Origin of the sequence: Mesorhizobium sp. ORS 3428 (assembly GCF_001854785.1) — a bacterium.
Lineage (GTDB): Bacteria > Pseudomonadota > Alphaproteobacteria > Rhizobiales > Rhizobiaceae > Mesorhizobium.
In genome coordinates this window covers 26864-47510 of the sequence record NZ_MDFL01000159.1, presented here as the reverse complement: position 1 = coordinate 47510, position 20647 = coordinate 26864, and the positions used below count along the sequence as shown (strand labels likewise).

20 protein-coding genes are annotated in these 20647 nt (G+C 65.3%); 8 read left to right on the top strand and 12 right to left on the bottom strand.

What is annotated here, in order from left to right:
• Positions 1 to 46 precede the first annotated feature (46 nt).
• Genes ORS3428_RS26690 through ORS3428_RS26670 form a run of 5 tightly spaced genes read right to left on the bottom strand, consistent with a single transcriptional unit; the run spans position 47 to position 5607 of the window.
• Entirely contained in the window at positions 47 to 625 is a 579-nt protein-coding gene (locus ORS3428_RS26690) for a sarcosine oxidase subunit gamma (protein ID WP_071101273.1), read from the bottom strand.
• Entirely contained in the window at positions 618 to 3626 is a 3009-nt protein-coding gene (locus ORS3428_RS26685; protein ID WP_071101272.1) for a sarcosine oxidase subunit alpha, read from the bottom strand. Before ORS3428_RS26685 ends, ORS3428_RS26690 begins: the two co-directional genes overlap by 8 nt.
• Positions 3623 to 3919, bottom strand: a complete 297-nt coding sequence (locus ORS3428_RS26680; RefSeq protein ID WP_071101271.1) for a sarcosine oxidase subunit delta — start codon at positions 3917 to 3919, stop codon at positions 3623 to 3625. Before ORS3428_RS26680 ends, ORS3428_RS26685 begins: the two co-directional genes overlap by 4 nt.
• 12 nt (positions 3920 to 3931) lie before the next feature.
• The gene (locus ORS3428_RS26675) at positions 3932 to 4354 is read right to left on the bottom strand and encodes a hypothetical protein (protein ID WP_071101270.1); all 423 of its coding nucleotides are present in this window, start codon (positions 4352 to 4354) and stop codon (positions 3932 to 3934) included.
• On the bottom strand, positions 4354 to 5607 hold the full coding sequence (locus ORS3428_RS26670; protein WP_071101269.1) for a sarcosine oxidase subunit beta: 1254 nt from the start codon (positions 5605 to 5607) through the stop codon (positions 4354 to 4356). Before ORS3428_RS26670 ends, ORS3428_RS26675 begins: the two co-directional genes overlap by 1 nt.
• A gap of 298 nt (positions 5608 to 5905) precedes the next feature.
• Between ORS3428_RS26670 and ORS3428_RS26665 the strand changes: the two genes are divergently transcribed.
• From ORS3428_RS26665 to ORS3428_RS26645, 5 genes are all read left to right on the top strand, one after another.
• Entirely contained in the window at positions 5906 to 6292 is a 387-nt protein-coding gene (locus ORS3428_RS26665) for an SET domain-containing protein (protein WP_071101268.1), read from the top strand.
• Positions 6293 to 6469: 177 nt separating this feature from the next.
• On the top strand, positions 6470 to 6730 hold the full coding sequence (rpsU, locus tag ORS3428_RS26660; protein ID WP_071101267.1) for a 30S ribosomal protein S21: 261 nt from the start codon (positions 6470 to 6472) through the stop codon (positions 6728 to 6730).
• Between the two features lie 139 nt (positions 6731 to 6869).
• Positions 6870 to 7721 carry a tetratricopeptide repeat protein gene (locus ORS3428_RS26655; RefSeq protein WP_071101266.1) on the top strand — a complete coding sequence of 284 codons (852 nt, stop codon included), beginning with the start codon at positions 6870 to 6872 and terminating at the stop codon, positions 7719 to 7721.
• Positions 7722 to 7935: 214 nt separating this feature from the next.
• Complete coding sequence (locus ORS3428_RS26650) at positions 7936 to 8412, top strand: DUF992 domain-containing protein (protein ID WP_071101265.1); 477 nt, start codon at positions 7936 to 7938, stop codon at positions 8410 to 8412.
• 337 nt (positions 8413 to 8749) lie between these two features.
• Positions 8750 to 10201, top strand: a complete 1452-nt coding sequence (locus ORS3428_RS26645; protein ID WP_083355313.1) for an MFS transporter — start codon at positions 8750 to 8752, stop codon at positions 10199 to 10201.
• Between the two features lie 2 nt (positions 10202 to 10203).
• On the opposite strand, the gene coaBC is transcribed toward ORS3428_RS26645, so the two are convergent.
• The 3 genes from coaBC to ubiE all read right to left on the bottom strand — a co-directional run bounded on the left by coaBC (position 10204) and on the right by ubiE (position 14131).
• A complete protein-coding gene (gene coaBC, locus ORS3428_RS26640; RefSeq protein ID WP_071101264.1) occupies positions 10204 to 11676 on the bottom strand; it encodes a bifunctional phosphopantothenoylcysteine decarboxylase/phosphopantothenate--cysteine ligase CoaBC in 1473 nt (490 codons plus the stop codon).
• A 75-nt stretch (positions 11677 to 11751) separates the two neighbouring features.
• Positions 11752 to 13326, bottom strand: a complete 1575-nt coding sequence (gene ubiB, locus ORS3428_RS26635) for a 2-polyprenylphenol 6-hydroxylase (protein ID WP_071101263.1) — start codon at positions 13324 to 13326, stop codon at positions 11752 to 11754.
• A gap of 28 nt (positions 13327 to 13354) precedes the next feature.
• Positions 13355 to 14131 carry a bifunctional demethylmenaquinone methyltransferase/2-methoxy-6-polyprenyl-1,4-benzoquinol methylase UbiE gene (gene ubiE / locus ORS3428_RS26630; protein WP_071101262.1) on the bottom strand — a complete coding sequence of 259 codons (777 nt, stop codon included), beginning with the start codon at positions 14129 to 14131 and terminating at the stop codon, positions 13355 to 13357.
• A gap of 166 nt (positions 14132 to 14297) precedes the next feature.
• Between ubiE and ORS3428_RS26625 the strand changes: the two genes are divergently transcribed.
• From ORS3428_RS26625 to ORS3428_RS26615, 3 genes are all read left to right on the top strand, one after another.
• Positions 14298 to 15272 carry an adenosine deaminase gene (locus tag ORS3428_RS26625; protein ID WP_071101261.1) on the top strand — a complete coding sequence of 325 codons (975 nt, stop codon included), beginning with the start codon at positions 14298 to 14300 and terminating at the stop codon, positions 15270 to 15272.
• A 271-nt stretch (positions 15273 to 15543) separates the two neighbouring features.
• Entirely contained in the window at positions 15544 to 16173 is a 630-nt protein-coding gene (gene upp / locus ORS3428_RS26620; RefSeq protein ID WP_071101260.1) for a uracil phosphoribosyltransferase, read from the top strand.
• Between the two features lie 105 nt (positions 16174 to 16278).
• Positions 16279 to 16845: a TIGR02281 family clan AA aspartic protease gene (locus ORS3428_RS26615; protein WP_071101259.1), complete on the top strand. Its 567-nt coding sequence runs from the start codon at positions 16279 to 16281 to the stop codon at positions 16843 to 16845.
• 56 nt (positions 16846 to 16901) lie between these two features.
• Here ORS3428_RS26615 and deoA read toward each other — a convergent pair whose 3' ends face one another.
• The 4 genes from deoA to ORS3428_RS26595 all read right to left on the bottom strand — a co-directional run bounded on the left by deoA (position 16902) and on the right by ORS3428_RS26595 (position 20647).
• Positions 16902 to 18218 (bottom strand): thymidine phosphorylase, encoded by a 1317-nt coding sequence (gene deoA, locus ORS3428_RS26610; RefSeq protein ID WP_071101258.1) that lies wholly within the window; start codon positions 18216 to 18218, stop codon positions 16902 to 16904.
• A 158-nt stretch (positions 18219 to 18376) separates the two neighbouring features.
• A complete protein-coding gene (locus tag ORS3428_RS26605; protein ID WP_071101257.1) occupies positions 18377 to 19183 on the bottom strand; it encodes a purine-nucleoside phosphorylase in 807 nt (268 codons plus the stop codon).
• A gap of 13 nt (positions 19184 to 19196) precedes the next feature.
• A complete protein-coding gene (cdd, locus tag ORS3428_RS26600; RefSeq protein WP_071101256.1) occupies positions 19197 to 19589 on the bottom strand; it encodes a cytidine deaminase in 393 nt (130 codons plus the stop codon).
• 86 nt (positions 19590 to 19675) lie between these two features.
• Positions 19676 to 20647 (bottom strand): ABC transporter permease, encoded by a 972-nt coding sequence (locus ORS3428_RS26595; protein WP_071101255.1) that lies wholly within the window; start codon positions 20645 to 20647, stop codon positions 19676 to 19678.

Below are 20647 nucleotides of genomic sequence, written 5' to 3'. Positions count from 1 at the left end.
GCGGAGCAAACGCACCACTCAAGGGACGCCGCAAGAGGCCCCGTTCTCAGTTCGCCGCGTCGCTTGCCGCTTCCGAAAGCAAAGTAAAGACATAGTCCGAGAAGGAACGCCAGCACTCCACCCGGAAGGCATCGGCTGCGGTGCGCAACAGCACGATCTCGGCCTTGCCGAGAATGGTGCGCGACGYCGCCCCGACCGGGAACGCCTCGAGCGACAGGTCCTGCGGGCAGCCGGAATTGACCGTCACTGCGGCCGCCGGGCCGGTGACGGAGATCGCGACGTTGCGATGCGAGATGCCGACCGCCGAATGCAGCGCCGATACCTTGGCGCAGTCGGCCAGCGGATCGTTTCCTGCCTCATCGATGATCAGCCACTCGTCCGGCCCGAGCCACAAGGCGGTGCGTCCGCCCTTTGCCGCAGAAGTCTTCGGCTTGGTCGGCAAGGTCACGCCAAGCGCCTTGGAGAGCGCGGCGACGGAAGCCTCCGGCGCGCGCAGCGAGATGCGTTCGGCGGGCGCCAGGATCTCGACCTTGACGCTCGACGCCGACACGGCGCGGCCGGCAAGTGCTGGACGCCGCTCGGCCGAGGCTTCGGGGGCTTTTGTCTTGACGGCAGCCTTAGCCATTGAGGCGTTCTCCCTTCTCGTCGACGAACACCATGCCGGTCACCTCCACCTCGATCGTGCCGTTCGGCATCGGCACATAGAGCGTCTGGCCCATGCGGTCGCGGCCGCCGGCCACCAGCGCCAGCGCGATCGAGCGCCCGCAATTCTCCGACCAGTAGCTGGAGGTGACGTGGCCGATCATCTTCATCGGGATAGCCTGTTTCGGATCCTCGAGGATCTGCGCGCCCTCTTCCAGTACGACTTTCGGGTCCTTGGTCTTCAGGCCGACCAACTGCTTGCGGCCCTTGGCGACAAGGTCCGCCCGCATCATGCCGCGGATGCCGACGAAGTCGGTCTTCTTCTTGCCGACCGCCCAGTCGAGCCCGGCGTCGTTCGGCGTCACCGTGCCGTCTGTGTCCTGGCCGACGATGATGTAGCCCTTTTCGGCGCGCAGCACGTGCATCGTTTCGGTGCCGTAAGCGGTCGCGCCATGCTTCTGGCCTTCGGCCCACAGCGCTTCCCACACCGCCTCGCCATAATCGGCAGGGACGTTGACCTCGAAGCCGCGCTCGCCGGTGAAGGACATGCGGAACAGCCTCGTCGGCACGCCGCAGATCTTGCCCTCGCGCACCGACATATGGGGCATCGCTTCGTCGGACATGTCGAGGCCTTCGACAAGCGGTGCGATGATCTCGCGCGACTTCGGCCCTTGCACCGCGATCACCGCCCATTGTTCGGTGATCGAGGTCAGCCAGACGTTGAGATGCGGGAACTCGGTCTGGAGGTAATCCTCCATGTGGTGCATGACGCGCGGCGCRCCGCCTGTGGTCGTCGTCACGTGGAAGCGGTCCGGCGCCAGCCGGCCGACGACGCCGTCGTCATAGATGAAGCCGTCCTCGCGCAGCATGATACCGTAGCGGCAGCGGCCGGGCTCCAGCTTCTCCCACGGATTGGTGTAGAGCAGTTCCATGAACTTGGCCGCGTCCGGCCCGACCACCTCGATCTTGCCGAGCGTCGAGGCGTCGAACAGGCCGGCTGCCTTGCGCACCGTCACGCATTCGCGGTTGACCGCGGCGTGCATGTCCTCGCCAGCCTTGGGGAAATACCAGGCGCGCTTCCACTGGCCGACATCCTCGAACACCGCGCCCTGGCCCGCCGCCCAGGGATGGATGGCCGTCCGGCGCGTCGGGTCGAACAAGGCGCCGCGTGCGTGGCCGACGATCGAGCCGAAGGTCACCGGCGTATAGGGCGCGCGGAAGGTGGTGAGGCCGACCTGCGGGATCGGCTTGCCGAGCGTCTCGGCGGCGATCGCCAGGCCGTGCATGTTCGACGTCTTGCCCTGGTCGGTCGCCATGCCGTTCGTCGTGAAGCGCTTGACGTGCTCGATCGAATGCATGCCCTCATGCACCGCCTGGCGGATGTCCTTGGCGGTGACGTCGTTCTGGAAATCGACGAAGGCCTTGACCGTGGTGCCGGGCCCTGCGCCGGGTGCCGCGCCCAGCATGCCGCGCGACCAGTTTTCGCCGGCATCGACCCTTGGYTTGGCGCCCTTACCCGTCTTGACGCTCGAATCCTTGCCGCCGGCTTCCTTCGCCGCCTTGGCGCCCGCCGCGTAGGCCTCCTCGACCGTGGCCGCCAGCCCGTCCGTGCCGTTGCAGGCGCCGACCGACACGCAGTCCTGCGCATAAGTTCCCGGCACGAAACGCTTGGTCTCGTCGTTGAAGGCGACCTTACCGCGCGACTGCGAGAAGAGATGCACCGACGGCGTCCAGCCGGCCGACATCAGGATCGCATCGACTGGGATGGTGYGCTCGCCGCCGYCGCTCTTCGGCTGCACGGTCATTGACGAGACGCGCAGCTTGCCGCCGGCGCTGACCACCGCGCGGCCGAAATTGATCTCGATGCCGAGGCCTCGTGCCTCGTCGATCACCGGTCCGGACGGGTTGTCGCGCAGGTCGACAATGGCGGCGATATTGACGCCGGCCTTCTTCAGGTCGATCGCGGCCGCATAAGCGGAGTCGTTCGCCGTGTAGACGCCGACATTCCTGCCGACCGCGACGCCATAGTGGTTGAGATAGGTGCGCGCGGCCGATGCCAGCATGACGCCCGGCCGGTCGTTGTTGGCGAACACCATGTGCCGCTCGATGGCGCCGGTCGCCAGCACGACGCGCTTGGCGCGGACCTGCCACAGGCGCTCGCGCGCGAGCTCGCGTCCAGGGCTCTTGAGGTGATCGCTGACCCGTTCGACCAAGCCGACGAAGTTCTGCGCGTAATACCCAAAAGCAGTCGTGCGCGAGAGCACGCGGACATTGTCCATGGCCTTGAGCTTGGCGATCGCAGCCTGCGCCCAGGCAAAGCCATTCTCGCCCTCGATTTTGGCGCCGCTTTCGAAGCGCAGGCTGCCGCCGAATTCGGCCTGCTCGTCGGCGAGGATCACCCGCACGCCCGACTCGGCAGCGGCGAGCGCCGCGGCAATGCCGGCAGCGCCACCGCCCAGCACCAGCACCTCGCAATGCGCGTAGCGCRCCGCATAGTGGTCCGGGTCCGGCCGGTCCGGAGAAACGCCGAGGCCGGCGGCCGCGCGGATCTTCGGCTCGTAAAGGTTCTTCCAGGCCGACTTCGGCCACATGAAGGTCTTGTAGTAGAAGCCTGCCGAAAACATCGGCGAAGCGATGTCGTTGACCGCGCCGACGTCGAAGGCAAGCGAGGGCCAGCGGTTCTGCGAATGCGCTGTCAGCCCGTCATAGAGCTCCTGCACGGTCGCCCGCACATTCGGCGTCTTGCGCGCGTCGTCGCGCACGATCTGCACCAGCGCGTTGGGCTCTTCCGCGCCCGCCGACAGGAAGCCGCGCGGCCGATGGTACTTGAAGGAACGCCCGACCAGGTGGACGCCGTTTGCCAGCAGCGCCGAGGCGAGCGTATCGCCCTCGATACCGGCATAGGGCTTGTCGTCGAAGCTGAAAGAGGCGGTCTTCGCCTGGCTGAGGCGCCCGGCGCCTGGAATGCGGAACGCGGCGTTCATTTCGAGGCTCCAGGCAACTTTGCGGGCTTCGGCTCGCCGGCCTTGTAGGTCATGACGAACTTGTCGGTGAYGGTGTCGCGGACGGCGTTGAAGAAGCGCGCGCAGCCGTGGATGTGCCGCCAGCGCTCATAGATGACGCCTTTCGGATTCGAGCGGATGAAGAAGAATTTCTCGAAGTCGTCTTCGCTTTCGGCGGCAATGTTGGTCGGGCGCGCGATATGCGCCTCGCCGGCATTGCGGAACTCCAGTTCCGGGCGCTCTTCCTCGCAATAGGGACAGCGGATGAGAAGCATTTTCGGTCGATCCTACAATTCGCCATGGCCGACGCGGGCGCCGGCCGGTTGATCGCAAAGCCTCTGGCCGAGCGCCGCGAAGGGCGCGACGAGCCGCATGCGTTCCTCGACGCTGGCCGCGGGCTTGAATAGCTCCCGGTTTGCCATGTTGCCGAGCGTGAGTTGCATCGGGTCGGTGGTGACGATGACGCCGCGCGGCTCGAACGGCTTGCCTTCGTCCAGCCCCTTCGGCCGGCCTTCGAAGAACATCGCCACCTTGCGGCCGCCGCTCCAGACACAGGTGAGCATGCCGTCATCGACGGAGAACGGCCAATCCGTCTCGTGATCCTCGCGGCTGATCGCCTGGACCCGCACTTCTCCCGGGGAGGGAATGTGAAAGAGCCCTTGCTCGCCGGCGAGCACCAGCGGCATTGCGACAACCATCTCGGTCATCATCAGTGCGCCACCGCCGCCGCCGCCGCTTCGTCGATGAGACGGCCGGTGCGGAAGCGCTCGAGCGTGAAGGGCGCGTTGATCGGGTGCGGATCGTCCCTGGCGATGGTGTGGGCAAAGACGTTGCCCGATCCGGGCGTTGCCTTGAAGCCGCCCGTGCCCCAGCCGCAATTGACGTAGAGGCCCTGCACCGGCGTCTTCGCCAGGATYGGCGAGCGGTCCGGCGTCACGTCGACGATGCCGCCCCAGGAGCGCAGCATCTTCATGCGGGTGAAGATCGGGAACATCTCGCAGATGGCGTCGAGTGTATGCTGCAGGATGTGCAGGCCGCCGGTCTGCGAATAGGAGACATACTGGTCGGTGCCGGCGCCGATGACCAGTTCGYCCTTGTCGGACTGCGAGATATAGGCGTGCACGGTGTTCGACATCACCACGCAGGGCACGACCGGCTTGACCGGCTCCGACACCAGGGCCTGCAGCGGATAGCTTTCGAGCGGCATGCGCACGCCCGCCATGTTCATGATGACCGATGAGTGGCCGGCCGCGACCACGCCGATCTTCTTGGCGCCGATGAAGCCGCGCGTCGTCTCGACGCCGGTGACGGCGCCGTTGGCCGCACGCTTGATGCCGGTGACCTCGCAGTTCTGGATTATGTGGACGCCGCGCGCCGAGGCGCCGCGCGCATAGCCCCAGGCGACCGCATCGTGCCGCGCCGTGCCGCCGCGCCGTTGCAGCGCCGCGCCCATCACCGGATAGCGCGCGTCCTTGGAAATGTTGAGCGGCGGGCAGAATTCCTTCGCCTGTTCCGGCGTCAGCCACTCATTGTCGATACCGTTGAGCCGGTTGGCATGGATGTGGCGCTTGAACACCTGGATGTCATGGACATTGTGCGCGAGCATCATGACGCCGCGCGCCGAATACATGACGTTGTAGTTGAGCTCCTGGCTGAGCCCATCCCACAACTTCAGCGCGTGATCGTAGATGCCGGCGCTCTCGTCATAGAGATAGTTGGAGCGGATGATGGTGGTGTTGCGGCCGGTGTTGCCGCCGCCGAGCCAGCCCTTCTCCAGAACCGCGACATTGGTGATGCCGTGCTCGGTCGCAAGATAATAGGCGGTCGCCAGGCCATGGCCGCCGGCGCCGACGATGATGACGTCGTATTCCTTCTTCGGCTCGGGCGAGGTCCACTGCTCTTCCCAGCCCTTGTGGCCGCGCATTGCCTCGCGGGCAATGGCGAATACCGAGTATTTTTTCACGTTCAGCCTCGCGCCAAAAATCGCGGATGTCGGCCGGGCAATCCCCCGGCGCGCGAGGTGTATCACTAGCGAAACCGCGCTGTCACCCTTGCGCTGTTTGCGACGGCGCTTGCCGTTTTGCGCCGCAGCTGCACGGCCGTTCCGACCAAATTGATCTACGCTGGCGTGAGTGGCGGCCAGTCGATAAACCGGACCTCACAGTCGGCAGCCATACTCATCCGCTGAAATATCTCGATACGGCCTTGCATTCGGGTCCGATTTGACGATTCCGTTTTCTCGCCAAGGACGGATCGGAACGATGCTGCTGATCAGAACCTATGTCGCCGCCAGCCCCATCGAGGGCGTCGGCGTGTTCGCCGCCGAACCGATCAGGAAGGGCGCCTCGATCTGGCGGCTCGATCCCGATTTCGACCGGCTGATCCCGATGGAGAAATATGAGTCGGCGCCGCCGCATCTGAAGGAACTGCTCGACCGCTATGCCTATCCAAGCCCGGACAGGCCTGGTTTCATGGTCTATGAGGTCGACAACGGCCGCTTCATGAACCATGCCGAACGGCCGAACACGGATTTCTCGCAATATGGCGGCGCCACCGCCATCCGCGACATCGCGGTCGGCGAGGAAATCACTTGCGACTATGGCGAATTTTTCGAGGATTTCGCCCGCCTGCATCTCRCAACCGCCTGAGCGCCGGGCGGCAAGGTGCGGCGCTCCGCTTTTTGATCGCGTTTTCCTGCAATCGACGGTGGACAGCACGGCCTGATTCTGCTATCAGCCGGCACAATTCGCGGTGCAGATCACTGCGGAGGCAAGTGGCTATGGTCSGTTTGCCTGATAATTTCAAACCCGAAGACAGGATTGCACGTGCAGGTACTCGTCCGCGACAACAACGTTGATCAGGCGCTTCGCGCGCTGAAGAAGAAGATGCAGCGCGAAGGTATTTTCCGCGAAATGAAGATGCGCGGTCACTACGAGAAGCCGTCCGAGAAGCGTGYCCGCGAGAAGGCGGAAGCCGTGCGCCGCGCCCGCAAGCTGGCCCGTAAGCGCGCCCAGCGCGAAGGCCTGCTGCCGATGACTCCGCGTCCGGCTGCGGCTGGTGCCGGCGCCTCTCGTTCGCCGCGCTGATACGCCAATTTTTCGTCCTTTTCGAAGGATACCGAGGGTGGCGCGATGCGGAATCGCCGCCACCTTTTTGTTGTGCATTCGAGCCGGTTCGGAGAGGGAACGGACCTGACGGCGGGGCGCCAGTGAGGGACCAAGAAAGATGAACGCAATTACCGTGGAGCGCAGAACCGCTTTTCGCGGCTTCGCCCTGACGGCGGCCCTGCTTTCGGGCCTGACGCTTGCAGCATGCCAGACAGCCCCGACGGGTGAGTTCAACAACATCGACAAAGCRCAAGGGTCGAGCGAGAACATTTCCTCGCTGACGGCGGTGATCCAGCGCAACCCGCAGGATCCCGAGGGCTATAATGTGCGCGGCTCGGCCTATGGCCGCGGCGGCCAGTACCAGGCGGCGCTGAAAGACTTCAACACCGCCATCCAGCTCAATCCGAATTTCTACCAGGCCTATTCGAACCGTGCGCTGATTCAGCGCTTCCTCGGCAACCAGGAAGCGGCGCTCGCCGACTACAACCGTTCGATCCAGATCAACGCCAATTACGACGCCGCCTATATCGGCCGTGGCAATCTCTACCGCAAGGCAGGCCGCGTCAACGATGCCTTCAATGACTTCCAGAAGGCCATCCAGCTCGACACGACCGACGCGCGCGCCTACCACAATCGCGGCCTGATCTATCAGAGCCAGGGCCAGCACAAGTTCGCCATCGAGGACTTCTCGACCGCGATCTCGCTGGCGCCGGACGCCGCCGAGCCCTACAACGGCCGCGGCCTGTCCTATCTCGCCACCAACGACGAGGATAACGCCTTCTCCGACTTCAACATGGCCATCAAGCTCGACCCCAAGAATGCCGAAGCCTGGGCCAATCAGGCGCTGATCTACGAAAAGCGCGGCGACAAGGCGAAGGCGGCCAAATCCTATCGTGAGGCCCTCCGCCTCAACCCGACCTACCAGCCCGCGAAGGACGGCCTTTCGCGCACCTCCGGCAGCGCCAGCTGATCGCAGGCGACGCCAGCGAGGTCCGCAGGACGCCGGTCATCGCCGGCGACGGTTCTGCTTGTCGGTGTGGCGGCGCTGAGACGCCGATAGCAATCCGTTAACCGCCGAGGGCAGCGCCTCAAACGCCTGCCATGCTCGCGCCCAGTTTTCGGCGGAACRCTCCACGCACCTCGACCGTTAATCGGGGCCAAATTTTTGCGAAAGGACCTTTCCGATGATCAAGATACTTGCCAGTGCCGCCGCCGCRCTTGCCGCCACGGTCCTTACTTCTCCTGTCAGCGCCGGCACGCTCCGGCTCGGCACGCTCGATTGCTCCATAGAGGGGGGCACTGGCTATATCATCTCCTCAAACAAAGGTGTGTCCTGCGTCTTCCGGCCCTCCCATCGCGGACCGGCCGAGGTTTACACCGGGATGATCTCCAAGCTCGGCGTCGATGTCGGCAGGACGGATCAGGGCCAACTCGTCTGGGCGGTTCTGGYCGCCACCCCCAGCCATAACGGGGGCGACCTCGCCGGCAGCTACTACGGCGTCAATGCCGAGGCGAGCGTCGTGACCGGCGGCGGCGCCAACGTCCTGGTCGGCGGATGGAACAGCGCCTTTATGCTTGAGCCGTTGAGCGTCCAGGCGCAGACCGGCGTCAACCTGGCCGTCACTGTGGCCTCGCTGGACCTCGTCCACTCCTATAAGTGAAGCCTCAGCCTCGGAATCCGCCGCAGTAATACTCGGCCCGGAACAACCGTTCCGGGCCGAGTGCTTTTGAGCGCCGGGCCGTCTAATGCATCTCGCGCAAAAGTGTGCAGCGGTTTTGCGAAAACGACATGCATAAAAACAAAGACCTAAAGCGCGTCGCCTGAACTCGTTTCAGCGCGACGCGCTTTAGGCACAGACTGCAGCTTCCTCACCACGCGGAATCCGTGAAAAAGGCTATTGAGCTCAACCGCGCTTGAGGTTCTACAAGCTTGCCGAACTGGATCTGGCGCCCCTTCGAATCGCGGACGAGGCTGYTGATCACACCAAGGAGATCGACGTGACGGCAGCAGGCGGCGACGAGGCGAGCAGCAGCAAGCTGGACTGGCGGGGTCTGTGGGCGAGCGGCGACCTGGCGCGCTTCTGCTTCATCAGCCTTGGCATCCTGCTGCATGCCACCAATGAGACAATGGTGGCGACGGTGATGCCGGCCATGGTCGGCGACCTGGCGGGCGTGCAACTCGTCGGCTGGTCGCTGGCGATCTATGAGCTCGGCGCCATTGTCGCGGGCGCTGCGGCCGGCCGGCTCGTGAGCTATGTCGCGCTGCGCTCCAACATGATGGTCGCCGCCTTGCTCTACGCCGCAGGCGCGCTGATCTGCGCCACGGCACCTTCGATGCCGCTGTTCCTCGCAGGACGCCTGGTCGAGGGCCTTGGCGGCGGCGCGCTCGTCTCGCTCGCCTATGTCTCGGTGGAACGGCTGTTTCCGCGCAACATCTGGCCGCAGCTCTTCGGCATCATGTCGGCGATCTGGGGCGTCGCCGCCTTCAGCGGACCGATGCTCGGCGCGATCATGACCGAATTCCTGTCGTGGCGCTGGGCCTTCGGAGTCTTCACTTTCGGCGGCGCGGCAATGGCCCTGGCAAGCTTCATCGTCCTCGACACGCCCGAGGCGACGCGGCCGCAGGCGGGCTGCGGCGCGGCGCCGCCCTTCCCCTATCCGGCGCTCGCCTGTCTCGCCATCAGCGTGGTGCTGATCGCCGCCGCCGGCATCGACATTGCCCTGCTGCGCTCGTCGCTGCTGCTGCTCCTCGGCCTGATCGGCCTGGCGCTGTTCTTCCGCATCGATGCCATGCGGCCGCGCTCGCGCCTCTTCCCGTCACCGTTGTTTTCATGGCGTTCACCGCTCGGCAGCGGCATGACCATGGTTGCGGCGCTTTCGGTGGCCACCTGCACCTTCACCATCTACGGGCCGCTGCTTCTGACCACGCTGCACGGCATTCCGATCCTGACCACCGGCTATATCATCGCCGCCGAATCGATCGCCTGGTCGATCCTGTCGATCCTCATCGCCAATGCGCCGCTGGAACGCGAACGGGTGATCATCGTCATCGGCGCGCTGATGATCGCCTCCGGTCTCGCCGGCTTTGCCTACACCATCCCGTCAGGCTCGATCCCGCTGATCCTGCTCTGCGCTCTGCTGCAAGGCGGCGGCTTCGGCGTCTGCTGGCCGTTCCTCACCCGCGTCATCGTCGCTTCGGCCCGCGAGGGCGAGCAGACGATCGCCTCTGCCGCCGTGCCGACCATGCAGCGGATCGGCTATGCAGTGGGCGCCGCCCTTRCCGGCATCGTCGCAAACGCCAGCGGCTTTCAGGAAGGGCTGAACCGCGAAGCGGCCGCGGGCGTCGCCGGCTGGCTGTTCCTCGCTTTCGTGCCGCTCGGGATATTGGGATGCATCGCCGCCATCAGGATCGCGCTGCCGGCCATGCGGCCTCAGGAAGCGGCCAGCTAGATCTAAACGGCAGTCGCCTGCAGCTGCTCGGCTATGAGAGCGGCGAGCCGTGCCGCGACCTCGTCCTTGCCCATCTCCGGCCACTCCTCGACGCCACTKCGGGAGACGATGCGCACCTTGTTGCAGTCGCCGCCCATCACGCCCAATGGGCCGATGCCGCTCTCATGCGAGACGTCGTTGGCGACGATGAAATCGGCGCCCTTCTTCCTGAGTTTGGCCTCGGCGTTGACGATGAGGTCCTGGGTCTCGGCGRCAAAGCCGACGACAAGACCGGGCCTTTGCGCATGATGGCCGACGCCCGCGAGGATGTCGGGGTTCTCAACCATCTCGAGGGAAGGCGGCCCCTTCCCCGCCACCTTCTTGATCTTCTCCCTGGCGGCGTTCGCCGTGCGCCAGTCGGCGACCGCCGCGACGAACACCGCCGCATCCGCCGGCAAAAGGCTTTCGACCGCGTCCTTCATTTCGGCCGCGGTTTCGACATGCGTGGTCTTGACCCCGACTGGATCGGCGATGTTGACCGGACCGGACACCAGCCGGACATCAGCGCCGAGTTTCGCCAGCGCCGCCGCGATCGCATGGCCCTGCTTGYCGGACGAGCGGTTGGCAATGTAGCGCACCGGGTCAATCGGCTCATGCGTCGGCCCCGAAGTGACGATGATCCTGCGGCCCGCGAGCGGCTTCGGCTTCTCGTCGAGCATGGCCTCGATCRCTGCCACGATTTCCAGCGGCTCTGCCATGCGACCTTCGCCGGCCTCGTTGCTCTCCGCCATCTCCCCCTTGGCGGGACCGACAAAGGCAATGCCGTCCCTCTGCAATACCGCCAGGTTGCGGCGCGTCGCCGGWTGCGACCACATTCTCGGGTTCATCGCCGGTGCCATCAGCACCTTCTTGTCGGTGGCCAGAAGCACCGTCGAGGCGAGGTCGTTGGCATGGCCGTTGGCGAGCTTCGCCATCAAGTCGGCGGTGGCCGGCRCCACCACCAGCAGGTCGGCCTCGCGTGMCAGCCGGATATGCCCGACATCATGCTCGTCATGGCGGTCGAACAGATCGGTGAAGACATGATCGGCCGAAAGCGCACCGGCCGACAGCGTGGTGACGAACTCCTGCGCGGCGGCCGTCATCACCACGCGAACCGAGGCGCCGCGCTCGCGCAGGCGCCGGATCAGGTCGAGCGATTTGTAGGCAGCGATGCCGCCGCCGATGATGAGCAGGGTACGCTTGCCGGAGAGGGGTCCACGAACTGCTGGCTTGGTGGATGCGGCTGYGGTTGGACTTGTCGGCTGGCCAGCGCCTGTCAGCGCGCGCAGCGTCTTTTCGATCTGGTCAATGCGGTCAGTCTGGCCGATCCGCCCTTCCACCGCCGCGCGGATCATCATCCGCGCCTGCTCCTCCATCGAGCAGCCGTTTTCGGCCGCCAGTTGCCGAAGCAAGTCCTTGACCTGATCGTCAAGGTTGCGGATCGTGATGCTGGCCATGTGATTGCACTCACTTCAGATTGGCGCCAGCAATGATAGCAATGCAATCAAATGGCGGCAAGGACGRCCAGGAAATCAGACAATCCGCCAGGCGACATAGAGCAGCGTCAGCGCGATCACCCACAGCGCCACGCGGCCCGAGCGGGTATGGCGCGCCTCGGCCTTGCCGATCGCGTGCGCGGTCGCCTCGTCGAAGCGCAGGCCGTGCTCGGCCATCAGGTCGATCTCGCGCGACAGCCGCTCGGTGCGGGCAGCAAGGTCCGGCGCCTGCTTTGCCAGCGACACCAGGGCTTTGCCGGCGTCGCGCGCGTCTGTGAGCAGGGCGCGTGGGCCGAGATTGCTGGCGATCCAGTCGCTGACCACCGGCTCCGAGGTCTTCCACATGTTGAAGGCCGGATCGAGCGTGCGGGCGACACCTTCGACCACCACCATGGTCTTTTGCAAAAGCACCAGTTCGGTCCGCGTCGCCATGTCGAAGAGGTCGGTGACCTCGAACAACAGCGTCAAAAGCTTGGCCATCGAGATCGTGTCGGCCGACTGGCCATGGATCGGCTCGCCGATGGCGCGGATCGCCTGCGCGAAGGCCGAGACATTGTGCTGGCGCGGCACATAGCCGGCCTCGAAATGCACCTCGGCGACGCGCTGATAGTCGCGCACGATGAAGCCGTAGAGGATCTCGGCCAGGAAACGCCGCTCCTTCTTGCCGAGCCGCCCGGCAATGCCGAGGTCGACGGCAACGATGGTGCCGTCCGGCTCGACGAACAGATTGCCCGGATGCATGTCGGCATGGAAGAAGCCGTCGCGCAGCGTGTGCCTGAGGAACGACTGGATCAGATTGGCGGCGATCGCCTTGAGGTCGTGGCCGGCGGCGGCAAGACCAACCAGATCGTTCATCTTGATGCCGTCGATCCACTCCATGGTGATCACATCGCGGCCGGTCCGCTCCCAGTCGACCGCGGGCACGCGAAAGCCCGGATCGTCCCTGGTATTCTCGGCGATCTCGGAAAACGCGGCCGCCTCGAGCCGCATGTCCATCTCGACCTTGGTGGTCTGCGCCAGCGTCTGGGTCACCTCGATCGGCCGCAGGCGGCGTGATGAGGGGATGTACTTCTCCTGCAGGCGGGCGGCGAGGAAATAGCTCTCGAGATCCTGGAAGAAGCGGTGGCGCACGCCGGGCCGGATCACCTTCACCGCCACGCGTGAAGCTCTCCCGTCGCGAAGGACTTCGGCGCTGTGCACCTGGGCGATCGAAGCGGCGGCCACCGGATCGCCGAAGCTGGCGTAGAGATCGCCGATCTTGCGCCCGAGCGAGGCTTCGATCGCCGCAATCGCCTCCGCCTTCGGGAAGGTGTGCATCTTGTCCTGCAGCAGGGCGAGGTCAACCGCCATGTCGTTGCCGACGACGTCGGGTCGCGTCGCCAGGAACTGGCCGAGCTTCACGTAGGACGGGCCGAGCCGCACCACCGCCTTCGCCAGCCGGTCGCCACGCTCGTAGGTTCGCGCGCGGCGGCGGGTCAGCAACCGCGCCAGCTGCCAGCCGAGCTTCGGCATGCCGGAGAGCTCCTCGCCCGGCAGCGCCGCGACGACGCCCTCGCGGACCAGCACCCAGCCGGCCCTGACGAGCCGAAAGGCGGCGCCGACGCTGCTCATTGCCCAGCCTGYCTCAAGGAGTCCTGCCTCAAAGCTTCCAGCCCGAATGGAGCGCCGCGATGCCCCCCGAATAGTTGCGGAAAGTGACGCGATCGAAGCCCGTGCGCGCGATCATCGCCGCGAAGTTCTGCTGATTGGGAAATTTGCGGATCGATTCGACCAGGTAGGAATAGGGTTCGCCGTCGCCGGCCACCACCTTGCCGATCCTGGGGATGGCATTGAAGGACCAGGCCTCGTAGACCTTGTCGAGCAGCGGCATGTCGACCTCGGAAAATTCCAGGCAGAGGAAGCGTCCGCCGCGCTTCAGCACGCGGAAGGCTTCGCTCAGCGCCACATCGATGCGCGGCACGTTGCGGATGCCGAACGCGATCGTATAGGCGTCGAACGTGCCGTCCTCGAAGGGCAGCGCCTCGGCATTGGCCTCGATGAAGTCGGCATTTGCCGAAAGCCCCTGCTTTTCGGCACGATCGCGGCCGACGGCAAGCATCGAGCCGTTGATGTCGAGAACTGTCGCGTGCGCGTGGCGGTGGCTGGTCTCGATGATGCGGAAGGCGATGTCGCCCGTGCCGCCGGCCACGTCGAGCACCTTCCAGCCCGGTCGCTTCGGCGGATTGAGCCAGGCAACCATCGCGTCCTTCCACAGCCGATGCAGTCCGCCCGACATCAGATCGTTCATGAGGTCGTAGCGATTGGCCACCTTGTGGAAAACGTCGTTGACGAGGGACTGCTTGTCGCCCGCCCCGACCTTCCTGAAACCATAGGAAGTTTCCATGCCGCCCGCGGCCGTGGTTCTCTCAACTGACATTATTGTGATCCGCCATAAAACCGGCGGGACCATAGCCGATCGAGGGGGCCGACGCTATTGTCCGAAACGCGGTTTTCAGCCGCGCCTTCGACACGGGTTCGGGCAGGTCTCGCAAGAATTTCCGCTCCGAATCAGGCGGGGACAGAGTACCGGACGGGATGACCGCATGATCTTGAAAGCCGAATTGCACTGCCACATCGAAGGGGCAGCGGCGCCCGACCTTGTYGTCAGCCAGGCGCGCAAATACGGCAAGGACCCCTCGCCCTACATCCAGGACGGCTCTTTCGTCTGGCACGATTTCACCTCTTTCCTCGCGGCCTACGATTTTGCCTCCGACCTGTTTCGCACCGAAGAAGATTACGCCCGCCTGACCGATCACTACCTGACCAGCCTCGCCCGCGACGGCGCTATCTATTCCGAGGTCTTCACCTCGCCCGATCACGCAAGGAAGGCCGGACTGTCGCCCAAGGCCTATACGGATGCGCTGGGCGAAGGCATGGCCCGCGCCAAAGCCAGGACCGGCATCGAAGGCCGCATGATCGTCACCGGCGTGCGCCATGTCGGCGTCGAGGCGATCGAGCAGGCGGCGCGTTTTGCGGCTCGCTGCGGCCATCCGCTGGTCACCGGCTTCGGCGTCGCCGGCGACGAGCGGATCGGCGATTTCGAGGATTACGTGCGGGCCTTCGAGATCGCGCGCGAGGCCGGCCTCGGGATCACCATCCATGCCGGCGAGCTGATGGGCTGGGAAAGTGTCAAGGCGGCGCTCGACCATATCCGCCCCGCCCGGATCGGCCACGGCGTGCGTGCCATCGAGAACTCCGACCTCGTGCGCCVCATCGCCGCCGAAGGCGTGGTGCTGGAATGCTGCCCCGGTTCCAACATCGCGCTCAAGGTGTTCGACGGCTTCGCCGAGCACCCCTTTCCGGCATTGCGCGCGGCCGGCTGCAAGGTGACGCTCAATTCCGACGACCCGCCCTATTTCTGGACCTCACTGAAGCGCGAATACGACATTGCGGCCGAGCATTTCGCGATGGACGACAGGGCGCTCACCGCGGTCACCAGAACGGCCATCGAGGCGGCCTTCGTCGACCGCAAGACCAGGGCAGCACTTCTTGCCCGTCTAAGCGGCGGCGCACGCTAATTTCTTCGTCTGGATTTCTTTGCTGGATTCCCGGCAAAAGCTGTGGTGGATGCCGGCGGGCGGTTCCTTGGCCGGCGCAATGYCGCTAGGGTTCGTTTGAGAGCCCGTTTCGAAACTCGCTCCTGCGAGTCAGACGATGGTGTCACCGAGAACCGGAGCGGAGCGTACATGTTGTACGTGAGCACCGGAAGCGCAGGTGGCGCCTTCAGATGGCCGCAGGAGCAGAGTTTCCAACCGGGCTCTAGGCAAGCCGGAACTTCAGGAGATCACGATGCAGGGCGTAACCGTCGTCGACCACCCCCTTGTCCAGCACAAGCTGACCATCATGCGCAAGAAGGAGACCTCGACCGCAGGTTTCCGCCGGCTGTTGCGCGAGATCTCGCTGCTCCTGGGCTATGAGGTCACCCGCAACCTCGAGCTTACCACCACGACCATCGAGACCCCGATCGAGGAGATGGAAGCGCCGACGCTGGAGGGCAAGAAGCTGGTTTTCGCCTCGGTGCTGCGTGCCGGCAACGGCCTGCTCGAAGGCTTGCTCGATCTGGTGCCTGCGGCGCGCGTCGCCCATATCGGCCTCTATCGCGACCACGAGACGCTGGAAGCGATCGAGTATTTCTTCAAGGCGCCGAGCGACCTGGCCGACCGGCTGGTGATCGTCGTCGACCCGATGCTGGCAACGGCGAATTCGGCGATCGCGGCGGTCGACAAGCTGAAGGGGCGCGGCGCCACCAATATCCGCTTCCTCTGCCTGCTCGCGGCGCCGGAGGRCATCGAGCGCTTCACCAAGGCACATCCGGATGTCCAGATCTTCACCGCTTCGATCGACCGTCAGTTGAACGACAAGGGCTACATCATGCCGGGCCTCGGCGACGCCGGCGACCGCATGTACGGAACCAAGTGAGCGCTTTCTTTACCGCTCGTTTACGCAAGGACCACGGGGGCGGCGCGCGTTAAAGGTGGAAACACCATATCTGCTTAAGGATCGGGCCTTCACGAAGGTCGATCCATGCTGCGCAAGCTTCTCCTCCTTGGCGTCTTTGTCGGAAGTTCGGCATCGATCCCGATCGTCTATCAGTCGAACCCRCAGATGGTGGAAACCCTGCTGAGATCGACGGTCGCCTCGAAGCCRGCGGCTCCGCAGGCCCAGCCGGCCGCCAATCTCGCTTCGGTCCCAGCAAAGCAGGCGGCGCCGATGCCGCTCGGCCGCCAGGTGCTGGTCAATGCTGACGAGCGCGGTCATTTCACCTCCGCGTTCAAACTCAACGGTCGCCAGATCGACGGCATGATCGACACCGGCGCGACGCTGGTCGCCATCAACACATCGACGGCGCGCCGGATCGGCATCTCGCTCAACCAATCGGATTTCAACCATCAAGTGAACACAGYGAACGGCGCCATCAAGGCCGCGGTGGTCACCGTCGACCGTCTGCAGATCGGCAAGATCTCCGTCGACAACGTCCAGGCGGTGGTGCTCGACGATAGGGCGCTGCAAACCAATCTGATCGGCATGAGCTTCCTGCAGCGGTTGCAGAAATATGAAGTCGAGAACGGCGCGCTGCTGCTGGTGCAGTAGTAGATATTCTCTCGTCGCGGACGGAAAACCGAGACACGCTTCCTGAAATTGCGCACCTAGAGAGGCAATATCCGCCTGAGCACGGTCTTTTCGGCGGACGGCTTCGAGGCGCCGATCATGTAGGCGGAGCGCACTGCGGCGGCGGCGCCGTCGGCATCCGTCTCGCTCCGCGCATGGACCAGCGCCAGYGCCTCTCCCGCCCGCACCTCCGCGCCGACCGGCAACAGCCTGGTGAGGCCGACGCCGTGATCGATCTTGTCGTCAGGCCGGGTGCGCCCGCCGCCTAGCGCGACGACGRCGAGCCCGATGTCGCGCGTTGCGATCCCGGTGACGAAGCCGTCCTCCGTCGCTTCCACCGCCCATTCCACCGCTGCCCTCGRCAGGTATTTTTCCGGGTTCTCGACGAAATCGGCAGGACCGCCCAGCGCCGTCACCATGCGCGCGAACACCGCCGCCGCGCGACCGCCGGCGAGCGTCTCGGCAGCGCGTCGCATGCCGTCCTGGTTGGAGGAGACAAGTCCGGCCGACTGCAGCATTTCGGCTGCCAGAGCCAGCGTGACGTCTTCCAGGCGCCGATCGCGGAACCGGCCGGTGAGAAAGTCGAGGGCATTGCGCACCTCGACCGCATTGCCGGCGGCCGACGCCAGCGGCTCGTTCATGCCGGTCACCAGCGCCGATGCCTTCAGGCCCGCGCCGTTGGCGACTTCAACCAGGCTATTCGCCAGTGCTGTCGCGTCGCGCGACTTCTCCATGAAGGCGCCGTTGCCGACCTTGACGTCGAGCACCAGCGAGCCCAAGCCCGCTGCGAGCTTTTTCGACAGGATCGAGGCCGTGATCAGCGGCACCGACTCGACCGTGCCGGTCACGTCGCGGATCGCATAGAGCCGGCGGTCGGCGGGCGCGAGATCGGCGGTCTGACCGATGATGGCGCAGCCGGTCTCAAGCACCGTCTTGCGGAAGCGCGCCACATCGGGCTGGCTGGTGTAGCCCGGGATGGCGTCCATCTTGTCGAGCGTGCCGCCGGTATGGCCAAGGCCGCGGCCGGAAATCATCGGCACATAGGCGCCGCAGGCGGCGACGATCGGCGCCAGCATCAGCGAGACATTGTCGCCGACGCCGCCGGTCGAATGCTTGTCGGTGACCGGCCCGGGCAGATCGGACCAGTCGAGCACGTCGCCGGAATCGCGCATGGCGAGCGTCAGCGCCACCGCTTCCTCGCGGCTCATGCCTTGGAGGAACACGGCCATGGCGAAGGCGCCGATCTGGCCTTCCGTGAGCGTGCCGGCCGTTATCCCCTCGACGAAAGCCGCGATCTCTGGCGCCGAGAGCTTGTAGCCGTCACGCTTGCGGCGGATGATTTCCTGCGGGAGCACGACCTTACCCTCCCCCTCGTGGGGAGGGTCGCTCCGCGAAGCGGACCGCGGTGGGGGCCGCGGCGCTGTGAGTGAAGCACCCCCGCCCCGTCTCGCTGACCTTGCTTGGCAAGGCCCGCTCGCCGACCCTCCCCACAAGGGGGAGGGTGAAGTCCGCCTCAGCCATCCGGCAAACCTTCCCGAAACACATATTCGAGGATCGTCGCCAGCCGCGCGCCGCCGATCGGCGCCATGTCCTTGGTTTCCTGGTGCGAGAGCTCCGCCCCGGTCATGCCCGCCGCCAGATTGGTGATGACCGAGCAGGCGGCGACCTTGAGGCCGAGGAAGCGGGCGACGATGACTTCCGGCACGGTCGACATGCCCACGGCATTGGCGCCCATGATGCGCGCCATGCGGATCTCGGCCGGCGTCTCGAAGCAGGRTCCAGAGAACCACATGTAAACGCCCTTGTGCAGCGCGGTGCCGGTCGCCTCGGCCGCCTTCTCGATCGCCTTGCGCAGGCCGGCATCGTAAGCCTCGGTGAGGCCGACGAAGCGGCGGTCGCTCGGCTCGCCGATCAGCGGATTGGAGCCGGAGAAATTGATGTGGTCGGTGATCAGCATCACCGAGCCCGGTCCCATCTGCGCATCGACGGAGCCGGCGGCGTTGGTGAGGATGAGGTGCGAGATGCCGATGCCGGCAAGCACCTCCAGGGCGGGACGCATCGCGGCGGCATTGCCGTGCTCGTAGTAATGCGCGCGGCCGGAAAGCATCAGCACCGGCGTGCCGGCGAAATGCCCTGCTACCACCTCGCCGGCGTGGCCGGAGACACCGCTTCGCGGGAAACCCGGCAGCTCGGCATAGGAAATGCGCCTGGCGTCTTCGACCTGGTCGACCAGCCCGCCAAGGCCGGAGCCCAGCACAAGAGCCGCTGTCGGCGCCAGCCCGTCCAGCTTCTCGACCAGATGATCCAGCGCTTCCTTCATTTCAGCCCATTCTTCATTTCAAAACGTCGCCCCTGAAGCCGTAAGGCAGCATGTCGCCCATGGTGACGGTCTCGACCACGCCGGTACTGTCGCAGAGATACAGCTTGGTCTCCGGCCGGCAGAATTCCGCCAGCCGCTGCCGGCAGCCGCCACAGGGCGAGCATTTGGCCATGCGCTCGGCAACCACCGCGATCTCGATGATCTTGCCGCCGCCGCCCATGATGTAATGGCCGAGTGCTGTGGTCTCGGCGCACCAGCCTTCGGGGTAGGACGCCACCTCGATATTGGCGCCGGCGAAGACGCGCCCGTCCTCGGTGCGCAATGCCGCGCCTACCGGGAACTTGGAATAGGGCGCGTAGGCCTTGGCCATCGCAGCCTTCGCCGCCTCGAACAGATCATGYGACATTCACTTATTCTCTTCCACGATCGTGTTCAAAAACCGTCTGAACCCGAGAGTCCGTTCTGYCGCCCGACCTCAGCGTTTCCCCGGTCTCAGCGTTCCTTGACATAGGGCACGCCGCCGGCGCGCGGCGGGATGGCCTTGCCGATGAAGCCGGCAAGCAGGATGACAGTGAGCACATAGGGCAGCGCCTGCATGAACTGCACCGGCACCTTGCCGATGATCGGCAGCGGCGTTCCCTGCAGGCGGATCGACAGCGCATCGAGGAAGCCGAAAAGCAGGCAGGCGAACATGGCGTTGACCGGCTTCCACTTGGCGAAGATCAGCGCGGCAAGCGCGATATAGCCCTTGCCCGCCGTCATGTCCTTCACGAAGCCGCCATTCTGCACCATCGACAGATAGGCGCCGGCGACGCCCGTGAGCACGCCCGTGCAGATCAGCGCCCGGTAGCGCAGCCACGCGACCGAGATGCCGGCGGTATCGACGGCGGCCGGGTTTTCGCCGACCGCGCGCATGCGGAGGCCGAAGCGGGTGCGGAACAGCACCCACCAGGTAAAAGGCACCATCGCGAAGGCGAAATAGACCAGGATCGAATGGCCGGAGATGAGTTCGGAATAGATCGGCCCGAGCAGCGGCACATCCCGCACCGCATCGGCGCCCGRCCAGACGATCGCCTCGAAACGCTCGCCGGGCTGCAGCGCCGGCGTGCGCCCGCCCTGCTGGAACCAGGCCTGGCCGAGGATGATGGTAGACCCGGCGGCGACGAAGTTGATGGCGACGCCGGACACGATCTGGTTGCCGCGATGCGTGATCGAGGCGAAACCGTGCACCATCGCGAAGGCAACCGAGATCAGGACGGCCATGCCGAGGCCGATAAAGGCCGAATGGAAGACGGAGGCCGCGGCGGCGCCGGCGAAGGCGCCGACCAGCATCTTGCCTTCGAGGCCGATGTCGAAGATGCCGGCACGCTCGGAATAGAGGCCTGCCAGGCAAGCAAGCAGCAGCGGAACCGAGAGGCGGATGGTCGAGTCCAGCACCTGGACGATGGCATTGAAACTGTCCAT